The organism is Shewanella sp. 125m-7 (assembly GCF_052977045.1).
This window is the reverse complement of the sequence record NZ_JBRILQ010000004.1, coordinates 100,551-113,378: the sequence shown is the minus strand read 5'-3', so window position 1 is coordinate 113,378 and position 12,828 is coordinate 100,551. Positions and strand designations below refer to the sequence as shown.

Sequence of the window (12,828 nt, the reverse complement as noted above, 5' to 3'; positions counted from 1 at the left end):
ATTTTTAATAGTTATTGTATTCGTTAATCGATGTCGATTTGAAAGGGTGATAAATATGGAAAATACGGCTTTTGTATTCCCAGGACAAGGTTCACAAGCATTAGGCATGTTAGCCGAGCTTGCTGAAACTCACGCTGTTGTAGCAGAGACCTTTGCTCAAGCAAGCAAGGTTCTTGGTTACGATTTATGGGAACTGGTTCAGCAAGGACCCGTTGAAACCCTAAATGAAACCGATAAAACGCAGCCTGCATTGCTGGCTGCGAGTGTCGCTATTTACCGTGCGTATTTGGCATCAGGTAAAAGCGCGCCTTCAGTTATGGCAGGCCATAGCTTAGGCGAGTATTCAGCACTAGTGTGTGCAGGTGTGATTGACTTTGAAGCGGCGATTAAACTGGTTGAACTTCGTGGTCAATTGATGCAACAAGCGGTACCCGCTGGTACTGGCGCTATGTTTGCTATTATTGGCTTAGATAATGACGCAATAGCTAAAGCATGCGAAGAAGCTGCACAAGGCGATATTGTCAGCCCTGTAAACTACAATAGCCCTGGGCAAGTTGTTATTGCGGGTGAAAAAGCGGCTGTTGAGCGCGCTGCTGCACTGTGTAAGGCAAACGGCGCAAAAATGGCAGTTGCTCTGCCTGTGAGCGTGCCATCACATTGTCAGTTGATGAGGCCCGCAGCAGATAAGCTTGCCGTTGCACTTGAAGCGATGACGTTTAACGCACCCGCTGTCACAGTGATTAATAATGTTGATGTTGCAAGCCCAACGTCAGCAGCAGAAATTAAAGATGCGTTAGTTCGCCAACTATACTGTCCTGTACGCTGGTCAGAAACCGTTGAGCTAATGGTATCAAATGGTACGACTAATTTGTTTGAAATGGGACCTGGTAAAGTATTAACGGGTCTAACAAAACGTATTAATCGCTCGCTTTCAGCGCAAGCTGTAAACGACGCAGCATCATTAACGGCGTTGACCGCATAAGGAAGATTGATGAGTATAAGTTTTGACCTGACAGGTAAAGTAGCCTTAGTCACCGGCGCTAGCCGTGGTATTGGACGTGCAGTAGCTGAAACCTTAGTTTCAGCCGGTGCCGTCGTTATCGGCACTGCAACCAGTGAGCGCGGCGCAGAAGCGATTCAAGCATATTTAGGCGATAAAGGCCATGGTCTTGTTTTAAACGTGACAGATGCAGATTCTGTTAAAAGCTTGTTTGAAACGATTAAAGTGAAAGCGGGCGACGTTGATATTCTTGTTAACAATGCCGGTATCACTCGTGACAATTTGTTGATGCGAATGAAAGATGACGAATGGAATGATATCCTAGATACTAACCTAACGTCGATCTTCCGCACGTCAAAAGCGGTGATGCGTCCTATGATGAAAAAGCGTAACGGGCGTATTATCAATATTGGCTCTGTGGTAGGCACCATGGGCAATGCAGGCCAGACTAACTACTCTGCAGCAAAGGCTGGTTTGATTGGATTTACAAAATCTCTTGCAAGAGAGGTTGCATCCCGTCAAATTACAGTTAATGCTATTGCTCCTGGATTTATCCAGACAGACATGACAGATGAGCTGACGGAAGAGCAGCAACAAGCTATTATGTCTCAAGTGCCAATGGAAAGACTTGGTCAGGCGCAGGAAATTGCTCACGCAGTCCTCTTTTTAGCGTCAGACTCTGCTGCTTACATCACCGGGGAAACTCTCCATGTGAATGGCGGCATGTACATGGTTTAAAGGGAACGGCAGATTGTTATCGCCCTATGGGGTGATCTGCATCAACTGCGAGCTTGATTGTGGTTAGACCACGAAATTTGAGCTTGCAATGTCTGCCAAATTCAATAAACTACTCGCAATCTTGCGCAAGTGCGTAATTTGAATAGGAAAGAAAACTAATGAGCAACATCGAAGAACGTGTAAAGAAAATCATCATCGAGCAACTAGGTGTTAAAGAAGAAGACGTTAAATCAGCAGCATCTTTCGTTGACGATTTGGGTGCAGATTCTCTAGACACTGTTGAGTTGGTTATGGCTCTAGAAGAAGAGTTTGACACCGAGATCCCTGATGAAGAAGCTGAGAAGATCACTACTGTTCAAGCAGCGATCGATTACGTTTCTAAGAATCAGTAATCTAGAATTCTTGAAAACAGGCGGCATTATTGCCGCCTGTTTTTGTTTGTAAAAGCCGCTGGTTGATTTAACATTTTTATCTTCGCATTCTCAATATTTACTATCCTAGGTAAGTATTAATCCAACCAGAACTGGCACATACCCTTTGAAACCGTGTTTTCAAACGATGGGTATAGGTATTGGTAGTTCAATCTCTTTGCAGCTATCATCATTATTCATTTTTAAAGTAAAAAGGTGACCGCGTGTCTAAACGTCGAGTAGTCATAACGGGCTTAGGCTTAGTCAGCCCTGTGGGAAATACAGTTGATTCTTCTTGGAAAGCACTTGTTTCTGGCAAGAGTGGTATTGCACCAATCACTAAATTTGATGCAAGCGAGTTCACGACTCGGTTCAGTGGTTCTGTAAAAGACTTTGATGTCGAGCAGTACATGTCACGTAAAGATGCGCGTAAAATGGATTTGTTTATCCAGTATGGTATGGCTGCAGGCATACAAGCTGTAGAAGACTCGGGTCTTGAAATGAATAAACTCAATCCTGCTCGCGTTGGTACGGCTATAGGTGCTGGAATGGGTGGCATGCCGCTTATTGAGCAAAACCATGCAGCACTTTTAAAAGGCGGTCCGCGTAAAGTATCTCCTTTTTTCGTCCCTAGTACGATTATTAATATGATTTCCGGTCACCTTTCGATTAAATATGGCATGACAGGTCCCAACTTTGCGGTGACCACTGCTTGTACAACGGGTGTACATAATATTGGTTTTGCTGCCCGTACTATTGCTTATGGTGATGCTGATGTGATGGTTGCAGGTGGCGCAGAAGATGTAACTTGCCCATTAGCGGTAGCAGGATTTGGCTCTGCAAAGGCGCTTTCAACACGAAATGATGATCCACAAGCGGCAAGTCGCCCTTGGGACAAAGACCGTGATGGTTTTGTTATTGGTGATGGCGCAGGTGTAATGGTTGTTGAAGAATATGAGCACGCAAAAGCGCGTGGCGCGACGATTTATGCTGAACTTGTTGGTTTTGGTATGAGCGGCGATGCGTTCCATATGACATCACCACCAAGTGACGGTGCCGGCGCTGCAGCAGCAATGGTTAATGCAATCAATGATGCTAAAATTTCAAATGAGTCAATTGGCTACATTAACGCACACGGCACTTCAACACCCGCTGGCGACAGAGCTGAAGCGGCTGCGGTGAAGTCGGTATTTGGTGCTCACGCTTATGATTTGTTAGTGAGCTCAACAAAATCAATGACAGGCCACCTGCTTGGCGCTGCAGGTTCTGTTGAGGCGATTATCACCATCTTAGCACTTAAAGATCAGGTGGTCCCGCCAACACTTAACTTAGATAACCCTGATGAAGGATGTGATCTAGATTTTGTTGCACACACCGCCCGCGATTATAAGTTCGAGTATGGACTGTGTAACTCATTTGGTTTTGGTGGCACTAACGGCTCATTGCTTTTCAAAAAAGTATAGCCAGTTAACATCGACGAATTAAAAGCGCCTTGAGGCGCTTTTTTTTGTTTTTGTCAGTCAAATCATGAACTAGTTCACACAAATTCGGCTTTATATTAAAAGTTTATATCGAGCAGATTAACCTTAGTTAATCTGCTGATAAGGCACTAGAATATACTTATCTTTAGGCAGATACTGCGGTGTCAGCTCACGCTATGAGCTCTTGTAGATCTTATCTAAGGGACACGAAAGTGCTTAATCCAATTGTTATTCCTATCATGCCAATACTTGGCATTATTACTGCTAATATTAATGAGCTTATTCGTGGCGAATCATCAGCACGCTTACCGACATTGCAGTTAGGTGTTAAAACTTTCAACATGGCAGTTGCTGCTTTTAGCATAGTTTGGTTTGCCTTATTGATAGCGGCAATTGACGTGAGTAACGCCAATAGCGTTTTAGCGGGCATTGAAGTGATGGGGCTATTCTTGGCTGGCATTGCAATCTATACATTATTTAATGGCGGCAAATATTTGGGAGAGCGTTCTCAGGTATGGGTTTATCGCTTAGCTTTGCCGGCCGTATTAGCTGGTAGCTTTTTCGTTAGTCAGTTTGGCTAATACCAATCAGTATAAGGTTTGCTCGCTTGAAAAGAGTGTTTTTGCTGTTTACTTCTGTGTTGAATAAATTCGCAAGGGAGCAACCATTCCATCATTTATCCGCTTTGAATTAGTTTGCCAAAAACACGCTGAGTAGAACAAGTTCCTTTACTGATTGCTATAGAAGGTGCTGCTAGTGTGAATTTGGCGTAAGATACTCAATAGTCAGTAAATGTATTGAGGTCCTATATGGCGGGTTTAGAAAGACAGTTAACATTAAGGTTCCTGGCGGAGCCTGCTGATGTTAACTTTGGCGGTAAAGTTCACGGCGGCGCGGTAATGAAGTGGATTGACCTTGCTGGCTATGCTTGTGCGGCAGGCTGGAGTGGTAAATACTGCATTACGGCTTATGCAGGTGGCATTCGATTTGTTAAACCGATTCACGTGGGTAATATCGTCGAAGTAACCGCGAAGGTGATTTACACTGGCAGAACCTCCATGCACTTAGGGGTTGATGTTAAAGCTGGCGATCCTAAGTTCCCCGAGCGCCACTTAACAACCCATTGTGTGTTAGTTATGGTTGCCGTTGATGATGACGGACAACCAACCGCAGTCCCTGATTGGCAGCCAGTACTCGCTGCTGATATTGAGCTTCGAGAATCAGCCATTCGACTCATGGATATGCGTAAGAAGATTGGAGCTGAAATGCAAGCGCATGTGGATCTGCAACCTTCACTGCAGTGAGCCACGCACTATCTGCTTAATTAGTTGACTAAAGCTAGCCTAAGGGCTGGCTTTTTTATTGTCTGTTTAACGCTGTTTTATTTTATTATTAGCTATTAGAATGGGTAAAAATATTACAAACCTCCCTCTACAATAGGACGTAAAATGGCTAAAGTCGCATTCATTGGTTTAGGTGTTATGGGTTACCCCATGGCGGGTCACTTAGCAAAACACGGTCACCAAGTTACAGTTTACAACCGTACAGAGTCTAAAGCACAGGCATGGGTAAAAGAGTTTGCTGGTGAGTATCAAACTACCCCAAGAGCTGCAGCACAAGGGCAGGAGATTGTTTTTGTTTGTGTGGGTAATGATGATGACCTACGCCAAGTCACCTTAGGTGACAACGGGGCATTAGCCGGGATGATCGCTGGCAGTATCTTGGTGGATCACACTACAGCTTCAGCCGATGTAGCACGTGAAATTGCTGCCGCAGCCAAAGCACACAATATTGGTTTTATGGATGCTCCAGTGTCAGGTGGACAAGCGGGGGCTGAGAATGGTGTGTTGACTGTAATGGCTGGAGGCGAACAAGTCACATTTGATACTGCTAAGCCTGTTATTGACGCCTACGCTCGTTGTGCTGAGCTGCTTGGAGACGTGGGAGCAGGTCAATTAACTAAAATGGTCAATCAGATCTGTATTGCCGGTGTTGTGCAAGGCCTTGCTGAAGGATTACATTTTGCCCGTAGCGCAGGACTGGATGGCGAGAAAGTGGTCGAGGTGATAAGCCATGGGGCGGCACAGTCCTGGCAGATGGAAAACCGCTACCAGACTATGTGGAAGGGGGATTATGATTTCGGCTTTGCAGTGGATTGGATGCGAAAAGACTTAGGCATAGCGCTAGAAGAGGCGCGCCGAAATGGCTCTCATCTGCCACTCACCGCTTTAGTTGATCAGTTTTATTCTGAAGTGCAGGGGATCGGTGGCAAGCGTTGGGATACATCGAGCTTAATGGCCAAGCTAGAGAAGAACCGCAGCTAATGGCTTTAAAGTAGCAAATAGCAATTAAAAGTTCCCCATAAAAAAGGACCATGAGTATGGTCCTTTTTAGTCGCAGAGGCTAATGAAGTTACTCTGGCTCTACAACGATATGTTCAAGTTCAACAGCGGCAACATTATGCAGGGCGTCCATTGCTGCGCCTACCAAGGAAATCGTACCTTTAGAAGACTCAATCAATACGGCGCGATTGATCTCGCTGAAATCGCGGTTATGACGTGCCATGGTTGACAAGGCCATCTGCATTGGCTGCATTGATGGGTTAAACGCAGCGTTCTCAGCATAACGGCCACAATAGGTCGCACCATCTTTAGTTTCTAATACCACAGCGGCATAATTTTTGGTGTACGGCGCATAACTTAGGCTAGCGTGATCGAGCCCTTCAATAATCATAGGATCAGTAGAATCTAACGTCAGGGTATGCTGCTGCTTAGTCAACAAGGGCTCGGTAACGTTTAAGTCACTTGGCCCGAACGCATAAGGCAAGTAGTGCGTTAACGGCTCGATTTTCTGAGCGGGTAGATGGATCTTTACCTTGCTACCTTCAACCAACTCATTGATAAATTGACGACAATGTCCACAAGGTGATGCGTTGACTATGATGTCTTCAATAATGGTCTCACCGCTTAACCAAGCATGACTAATCGCGCTTTGTTCGGCATGAACAGAGTGAAAAAGCGCTTCACTGGGGAGCTCAATATTAGCGCCCATATAGATATCGCCGCTTTTGCCTTTGGCGATAGCACCAACGTAAAACTCACTAATCGGTGGTCTGGCTAAAGCCGCAGCAATAGGCAGTAACGCTAATAGTAATTCGTTAAGCTCCATGTTGCTTTTAGCTTGAAGCTCGCTTAGTTGCTGTGCATCGATATGGCCTGCAAAATCTTTATCGAGTAACGGCACAATTGCCGTTGCTAATGACTCAGGTAACTTAGCTATGCTTTTTAAGAAGCGGTCTTGCATACGCTATTTCCTTTATGTTAACGCTAATGAAATATCATTCTAGTAAGCTTGTTACATACAGAATGAGATGAAGGTCGCATTTATTGGCTATCAAATTTATAAGCTTCTAAGATAATGACACAAAGCGGCTAATAATTTTTGTTTAGATTCATCTTGCTCGGTTTCTTCGAGTAAGTTTTCTAGACGAATGATGTAATCAGGATCATTGAGTCTAGTTTGGCAGAATTCGCGCCAGCGGTACTGCTCTGAGTCACTTAAGGTTTCAGGGTAGTTACGTGCTCGGTATCTAAACAACATTTCGCCTAGGCGTTCGTCGTCAAAATCAAGCTCTATCGCCGCAAGGTTGCTTGCTTGTGTGTTGCGGATAATTTCGATTTTTGCTTTGTCTGCTGAACTGAAAAAACCGCCACTATACAAAGCTTGGTCGGCGTCTACGGCTCTGTCTTCGTGCTCAACATCAAATACTGCAACCAGCTTTTCTCTCAGCTCAGGGTGTAGCTTCAATTTTTTGTATTGCTGACGAGCAAATGCTTTATCAAAATCGAGTCTGGCAGCATTCTCGTCAGTTAACGTATTGGCAGCAGCAATAAAGGGACTCTTGTTGATATGGATTTGCTTTAACCCAATCGGTAACTCATCGGGTGCTAAGTCACTGCGACGGGTATACATGCGCTCACGAATTTCATCGACGCTTAATTCAAGTAACGGCGAGATATCCATCGCCAAATTAACGCAAATTACCGCATTTTTATTAGTAGAGTGATAGGCCACAGGTGCAATGATGGTGGTACAACCATTCAGTGCACTGATTTTAGAGCTAACATGCACAAGTGGCTTCATTTCAAGCACGTCAATTAACTTTGATACTGCTTGTTTTTGTCTCAGGCTAAAGTAATAGTCAAATAGCTTAGGTTGCACAGATTTAATCAATTTAGCCATATCGATAGTCGCATAAACATCTGACATCGCATCATGGGCTTTTTCATGGCTTAAACCATTGGCGACGGTAAGCTGCTCAAGTTTAAAACTTGGTGAGCCATCTTCTTTTTCCGGCCAATTTATGCCTTCAGGTCTAAAAGCGTAGCAGGCACGAACAAGATCGATAATATCCCAACGACTATTGCCGTTTTGCCACTCGCGAGCATAAGGGTCGATAAAATTACGATAAAAACCGTAGCGCGATACTTCATCATCAAACCGTAATGAGTTATAACCCACAACACAGGTCTTAGGCTGACTAAATAAGCCGTTAATTTTGTCCATAAACTCAGCTTCAGGCATACCTTTAAGGTTTGCTAGCTGAGGAGTAATACCCGTGATGAGTATTGCTTCTGGTGACGGTAGATAATCGTTAGCGACCTTACAATAAAAGGTTTCAGGCTCACCGATAATATTAAGATCCATATCTGTGCGCACGCCAGCAAACTGAGAAGGCCGGTCTTTCGCTGGGTTAGCACCGAAAGTCTCGTAATCGTGCCAGAAGAGGGTAGGTTGGTTATTTACAGACATAAATTTAGTGGCTATCACAAACAATAATTGTGGTTATCATAGCACTGGCATGATTTAAATGTCTTAGTTTCCTTATGACGGTCTGACCTAGTTGCTTGAGTTTAAGTCGGTCTCACTGCTGGATCGAAATAGTTAAGCGAAGTAGAATAGTCGGCTGTTTGAGATTTATGTTTAAACTGCTTTTTGGTTGGGTTCTGCTTACGTACCAATACTGATGAAAGCAGCCCAAGGAAGTCGAGCGCTAAAATAAACTTAGCTTATAGCTGATGATGGAAGACAATATCGGGCCCACTGAGCCTGACGGTTAACCACTCTTAAAAGGCTACAACGAAACTCACTGTGATCCTGCGCTGTTTTAACACTCTATAGGCTTATAACAGGCTTATGGCTAGATAACTAGAGTCAGAAATAAGCCTGAACTTAGATGGTTTGTTACCTGTATTGTAGTTGCCTATATTCCTTGATTGTCGTTCCGAATAATATTATCTGGTTTTGCTTACAAATGTAGGCAAGGCCCAGGAGATTGATTAATGATTTACCGCTGCCCGCTCTGTGAACAAGCTTTATCTAAAGATGATAAAACTTGGTATTGCGCCGCTAACCATAGATTTGATTGCGCTAAAGAAGGCTATGTGAATTTATTGCCAGTGCAAAAGAAGAAGTCTAATGATCCTGGTGATAATAAAGAGATGATGTTTGCGCGACGTGAGTTTCTTAACAAAGGGTATTATCAAGTTCTGAGCGATAAGGTAAATCTGTTAGCGAACGAGAATCTGCAAAATGCAGGTGTCGGTTTAGATATCGGTTGTGGCGAAGGCTACTACTCAAATCGTTTAGTTGAAAGCTTACCGAATGACTTTAGCTTATATGGTGTTGATATTAGTAAATCAGCGCTTAAATATGCCGCTAAACGCTATCCAAATATTTCGTTTAGCGTGGCGAGCGCATTTGATATGCCGTTCCCGGACAATAGCTTTGACTTCATGCTACGGATCTATGCGCCTTCTCTAGATGTTGAATTAAAGCGGGTGATTAAGTCAGGTGGGATCTTGATTACTGTATGTGCTGGCCCTCGGCATCACTTTGCGCTTAAAGAGCTCATTTACGATAACCCTAAAGAGCATACTGAGGAGTCTTCACAGATTGAGGGCTTTGAGTTGATCCATCAAGAACGAATAGAGCAAGAGTTAACTCTAACCGACGAAGCGGATATTGGACACTTTTTGAAAATGACTCCTTATAACTGGAAATTAACAGAAGATCAAAAATTAGCATTAGCTAAATCAGGGTTGAGTTGTCAGTTAGATTTCAAAGTAGAAGTCTTCCGAGCCTTATAAATCAAAGGTCGCAGCTTGGTGGTTGTTTTTTAAGCGATTGTGGGGTTGGATTTTCAAGTTTCACAATTTCAATTTTTGCTACATTTAGCAAGTTATAGAAATATAAGTAAAAACACCTCAAATATCGATGCGATAGTGTGTTGACATATGGTGAGAATGGTTTATAGTGTTTGCAGCTTGAAGGTTAGGCTTATTTTTATGTGTTCAATACGACAATGTTCGTCCTGTTAACATTAAGTAAACCGGCATTTTCCAGCTCTACTGCCGTTAAGGCTTTAATTTATATTTACAGGATTCAATATTATGTCTCAAGTTACTGGCGTTGTTAAGTGGTTCAACTCTGATAAAGGTTTCGGATTTATCGAGCAAGAGTCTGGTCCAGATGTATTCGTACACTTCCGCGCTATCAACTCTGACGGTTTCAAGACTCTTGACGAAGGTCAAAAAGTTCAGTTTACTGTTACTCAAGGTCAAAAAGGCCCACAAGCTGAGAACGTAACTGTAGTTTAAGTTACCAGCTTGATTAGCACTAGCTAATCACACAGAATTTTGAAGAGCCGTGGTTTACCACGGCTCTTTTTTCGTTTAAGCCTTTTATGATTCATACGGTAATGAAATATATATCGATACTCACTAGCCCTCTTTTACTTACCCTATCTATTTCCCTCTGAAAGCTTGTCAAAGCGCTGTCATTTCCCTTTCTATGCTGCTCAGCAATCAGCAATCAGCAATCAGCAATCAGCAATCAGCAATCAGCAATCAGCAATCAGCAATCAGCAATCAGCAAACCTGGAATAGTTTAGCGTTACCCAACGGAATTTCAGTTGTTTATACCAATGGGTATAAACCTAAGTGGCGGCGAATAATCGACTGGGGCTCGTTTGGGAGTGATAGTGCTTGATGCTAATACCAATCGTACTGAAGATATGAACAGTTCAGAACCTGTCAGTTTTTTCAATTCAAGGTGCATTGATGAAGAAATGCTTATTCCCTTTTTATTCGGTGCAATACTGAAACGGAATGTCTGAGAGCCTCACGTAGTAAGGGTTTCAAAGCTCTGTATACTGCGTTAGTTGCTCTCGATATAGAATAACTATTAGCTTCAATCATCCGTCTTACTCACAGAGCTTTTAACTCCCTCTGAATGACTACATCTTTAATGTTATTGGTATAAAACTGATTAAAAAAGAACGCTTATAAAAAACGGCGCCTAAGTAGCACCGTTTTGAGTCGTGTAATAATTTAAACGTTTGCTAGGGCTAGGAAAATAGCTTTTCTTCCAAGGTTCGACCTTTTAATATCGCTTTATATTGCCAGTTATGTTGTTTAAACAGGTTTAGCAAGGCCATTTCTATTGCATACACTTCTTCACTGTTATGCTTTATTAAGAACTGATTTGATTGACGTTCTTCGATTGAACTGATGTCAGCTAACGTCAATACTGCGTCAATAAGCGTAGTAGCGTCACATTGCTGCATCGTCAGCGTCAAATAGTCTTCGTGTTGGGACTCAGACATAGACACCGATTGGCTAAGCTGACCTTGTTCAAGATAAAGCACCTGGTCACATAATTTTTCAAGCTCATCTAAATTATGCGAACTAATGATAAATGTGGTTTTGCCTGATAGTGACTTGACTAGCTCACGTATTTTCTTCGCATTAGCAGGGTCTAAGCCTGCTGTAGGTTCATCAAGTAATACTAGCTCTGGTGATCCCATCAATGCCTGAGCGATAGCTACACGCTTTGACATACCATGACTTAATGACTTTGGTTTTTGCTTGGCGTTATCAGCCAGTTCAACCAATGATAATACCCGCATTGCCTCCGCTTTAGCATCTTTTGTAGAGAAGCCTTGTAAGGTGGCGAAGAGTGTTAACTGAGTGATGATGTCAAGATTAGGATCTAGCGCCGCATCTTGTGGTAGCGAAGCTATGCGGCCGAGTAATTCTTGGCTGCCAGGCGTTTTTCCGAGTAAAGTCACTTCCCCTGCTGTCGGCTTAATATAGCCGCATAATAGACTAAACAGGGTTGTTTTACCGGCCCCATTGGGTCCTACAAGGGCAATAGGGCTGCCAGCTTCAAGTGAAATATCGACCTGTTTGAGTGCCTGTTTATCACCATAGGACTTAGATAACCCTTTACAGCTAACTAAAATCATATTGCGCTCCTATTGATATACATCTTGCCTAAAAATAACAACACTAAGGCTTGAAGTAACGGTACTGGAGCGTACATAAAGCTGCTTAATCCTTGAGTATTAATCATTAACGAAATTTGTGAACCGGGAAGGATCCACTTTAGCTCACTAATAATAGGTAAGTAATTGTTAATGATTGCGATACTTATAGACATAGCTGCCCAGACAAGGATTGCGAATATGGTGGCTTGTCGTGCAGAGCTTGCATAAAGTGACAAAATTGCCATCAGTGCGGTGTATGGTAATAATACGATGATTAAATTTAGCGTAACCATAAGCCCCGATGTTAATGCGGGCAACAACAAGTTGGGGTCTCTACTTGTGGCAAGCACGATTGTTGCAATAACCGTTAAGCATAAGAGTATGCTTTGCAGTGCCATATGTCCGAGAAATCTGCCAAAAAACAGGCTGTCTCGCCCCACCCTCAGAGTTAAAAATCTAAAGGTTCCGCGAGATTTATCGGTTGCGAATTGGTCTGCGGAGACAAAAATACAGAACAGTGGAAAGATATAGAGCGCGGCTATCCAGTAAACGGCAAGTTCGGCAACGGGCCAATTGAATAGTTCACTGACCGCTTCTTGGCCAAAAATACCTTCGATTAATCCTCTAAAATCAGGATTAATTAAGAAGTTTGACGCACCGCTGATAGGGTAAAGTAAAATTAATAGCCAAACGAGGGCGAATGCAATTAGGGCAATTAAGCCTCTTGGGTTAAATAGCATTTTCTTGACTTCAAATTGAGCGAGTAAAAGCGTATTTCGAAGCATGCTATTGCTTTGGGGTTTGTTTTCCAAACTAATCCCTTATTGTTAGGAACGATAGTGGCAGTCAGGTTAACATCGATTTGAGCTT

At 43.1% G+C, this 12,828-nt stretch carries 13 protein-coding genes; 9 read left to right on the top strand and 4 right to left on the bottom strand.

The window, feature by feature from the left end; all coding sequences use genetic code 11:
• The first annotated feature begins 55 nt into the window (after positions 1 to 55).
• From fabD to ACVBIL_RS03045, 7 genes are all read left to right on the top strand, one after another.
• The gene (gene fabD / locus ACVBIL_RS03075; RefSeq protein ID WP_447165523.1) at positions 56 to 982 is read left to right on the top strand and encodes an ACP S-malonyltransferase; all 927 of its coding nucleotides are present in this window, start codon (positions 56 to 58) and stop codon (positions 980 to 982) included.
• A 9-nt stretch (positions 983 to 991) separates the two neighbouring features.
• A complete protein-coding gene (fabG, locus tag ACVBIL_RS03070) occupies positions 992 to 1,738 on the top strand; it encodes a 3-oxoacyl-ACP reductase FabG (protein WP_447165522.1) in 747 nt (248 codons plus the stop codon).
• 158 nt (positions 1,739 to 1,896) lie between these two features.
• Positions 1,897 to 2,130: an acyl carrier protein gene (gene acpP / locus ACVBIL_RS03065; RefSeq protein WP_011496723.1), complete on the top strand. Its 234-nt coding sequence runs from the start codon at positions 1,897 to 1,899 to the stop codon at positions 2,128 to 2,130.
• Between the two features lie 242 nt (positions 2,131 to 2,372).
• A complete protein-coding gene (gene fabF, locus ACVBIL_RS03060) occupies positions 2,373 to 3,611 on the top strand; it encodes a beta-ketoacyl-ACP synthase II (protein ID WP_447165521.1) in 1,239 nt (412 codons plus the stop codon).
• Positions 3,612 to 3,841: 230 nt separating this feature from the next.
• Entirely contained in the window at positions 3,842 to 4,210 is a 369-nt protein-coding gene (locus ACVBIL_RS03055) for a hypothetical protein (protein WP_447165520.1), read from the top strand.
• 228 nt (positions 4,211 to 4,438) lie between these two features.
• Positions 4,439 to 4,933 (top strand): acyl-CoA thioesterase, encoded by a 495-nt coding sequence (locus ACVBIL_RS03050; RefSeq protein ID WP_447159948.1) that lies wholly within the window; start codon positions 4,439 to 4,441, stop codon positions 4,931 to 4,933.
• Between the two features lie 144 nt (positions 4,934 to 5,077).
• The gene (locus tag ACVBIL_RS03045) at positions 5,078 to 5,953 is read left to right on the top strand and encodes an NAD(P)-dependent oxidoreductase (protein ID WP_447165519.1); all 876 of its coding nucleotides are present in this window, start codon (positions 5,078 to 5,080) and stop codon (positions 5,951 to 5,953) included.
• 88 nt (positions 5,954 to 6,041) lie between these two features.
• On the opposite strand, the gene cdd is transcribed toward ACVBIL_RS03045, so the two are convergent.
• Positions 6,042 to 6,932: a cytidine deaminase gene (gene cdd / locus ACVBIL_RS03040; RefSeq protein WP_447165518.1), complete on the bottom strand. Its 891-nt coding sequence runs from the start codon at positions 6,930 to 6,932 to the stop codon at positions 6,042 to 6,044.
• A gap of 96 nt (positions 6,933 to 7,028) precedes the next feature.
• Positions 7,029 to 8,441 carry an exodeoxyribonuclease I gene (gene sbcB, locus ACVBIL_RS03035; RefSeq protein WP_447165517.1) on the bottom strand — a complete coding sequence of 471 codons (1,413 nt, stop codon included), beginning with the start codon at positions 8,439 to 8,441 and terminating at the stop codon, positions 7,029 to 7,031.
• A 530-nt stretch (positions 8,442 to 8,971) separates the two neighbouring features.
• Here sbcB and rlmA point away from each other — a divergent pair.
• Both rlmA and ACVBIL_RS03025 read left to right on the top strand, forming a co-directional pair.
• The gene (rlmA, locus tag ACVBIL_RS03030) at positions 8,972 to 9,778 is read left to right on the top strand and encodes a 23S rRNA (guanine(745)-N(1))-methyltransferase (protein ID WP_447165516.1); all 807 of its coding nucleotides are present in this window, start codon (positions 8,972 to 8,974) and stop codon (positions 9,776 to 9,778) included.
• Positions 9,779 to 10,081: 303 nt separating this feature from the next.
• The gene (locus ACVBIL_RS03025; protein ID WP_012155714.1) at positions 10,082 to 10,288 is read left to right on the top strand and encodes a cold-shock protein; all 207 of its coding nucleotides are present in this window, start codon (positions 10,082 to 10,084) and stop codon (positions 10,286 to 10,288) included.
• A gap of 749 nt (positions 10,289 to 11,037) precedes the next feature.
• Here the strand turns inward: ACVBIL_RS03025 and ACVBIL_RS03020 are convergent.
• Together ACVBIL_RS03020 and ACVBIL_RS03015 are read right to left on the bottom strand one after the other, a co-directional pair.
• A complete protein-coding gene (locus tag ACVBIL_RS03020) occupies positions 11,038 to 11,937 on the bottom strand; it encodes an ABC transporter ATP-binding protein (RefSeq protein WP_447165515.1) in 900 nt (299 codons plus the stop codon).
• Positions 11,934 to 12,743, bottom strand: a complete 810-nt coding sequence (locus ACVBIL_RS03015; RefSeq protein WP_447165587.1) for an ABC transporter permease — start codon at positions 12,741 to 12,743, stop codon at positions 11,934 to 11,936. Before ACVBIL_RS03015 ends, ACVBIL_RS03020 begins: the two co-directional genes overlap by 4 nt.
• Positions 12,744 to 12,828: the final 85 nt, after the last annotated feature.

Bases quoted from the DNA above. Each gene is read 5' to 3' on its own strand.
- fabD (WP_447165523.1), top strand. From the start codon at position 56: ATGGAAAATACGGCTTTTGTATTCCCAGGACAAGGTTCACAAGCATTA.
- fabG (WP_447165522.1), top strand. From the start codon at position 992: ATGAGTATAAGTTTTGACCTGACAGGTAAAGTAGCCTTAGTCACCGGC.
- acpP (WP_011496723.1), top strand. From the start codon at position 1,897: ATGAGCAACATCGAAGAACGTGTAAAGAAAATCATCATCGAGCAACTA.
- ACVBIL_RS03050 (WP_447159948.1), top strand. From the start codon at position 4,439: ATGGCGGGTTTAGAAAGACAGTTAACATTAAGGTTCCTGGCGGAGCCT.
- ACVBIL_RS03045 (WP_447165519.1), top strand. From the start codon at position 5,078: ATGGCTAAAGTCGCATTCATTGGTTTAGGTGTTATGGGTTACCCCATG.
- cdd (WP_447165518.1), bottom strand. From the start codon at position 6,932: ATGCAAGACCGCTTCTTAAAAAGCATAGCTAAGTTACCTGAGTCATTA.
- sbcB (WP_447165517.1), bottom strand. From the start codon at position 8,441: ATGTCTGTAAATAACCAACCTACCCTCTTCTGGCACGATTACGAGACT.
- rlmA (WP_447165516.1), top strand. From the start codon at position 8,972: ATGATTTACCGCTGCCCGCTCTGTGAACAAGCTTTATCTAAAGATGAT.
- ACVBIL_RS03025 (WP_012155714.1), top strand. From the start codon at position 10,082: ATGTCTCAAGTTACTGGCGTTGTTAAGTGGTTCAACTCTGATAAAGGT.
- ACVBIL_RS03020 (WP_447165515.1), bottom strand. From the start codon at position 11,937: ATGATTTTAGTTAGCTGTAAAGGGTTATCTAAGTCCTATGGTGATAAA.
- ACVBIL_RS03015 (WP_447165587.1), bottom strand. From the start codon at position 12,743: ATGCTTCGAAATACGCTTTTACTCGCTCAATTTGAAGTCAAGAAAATG.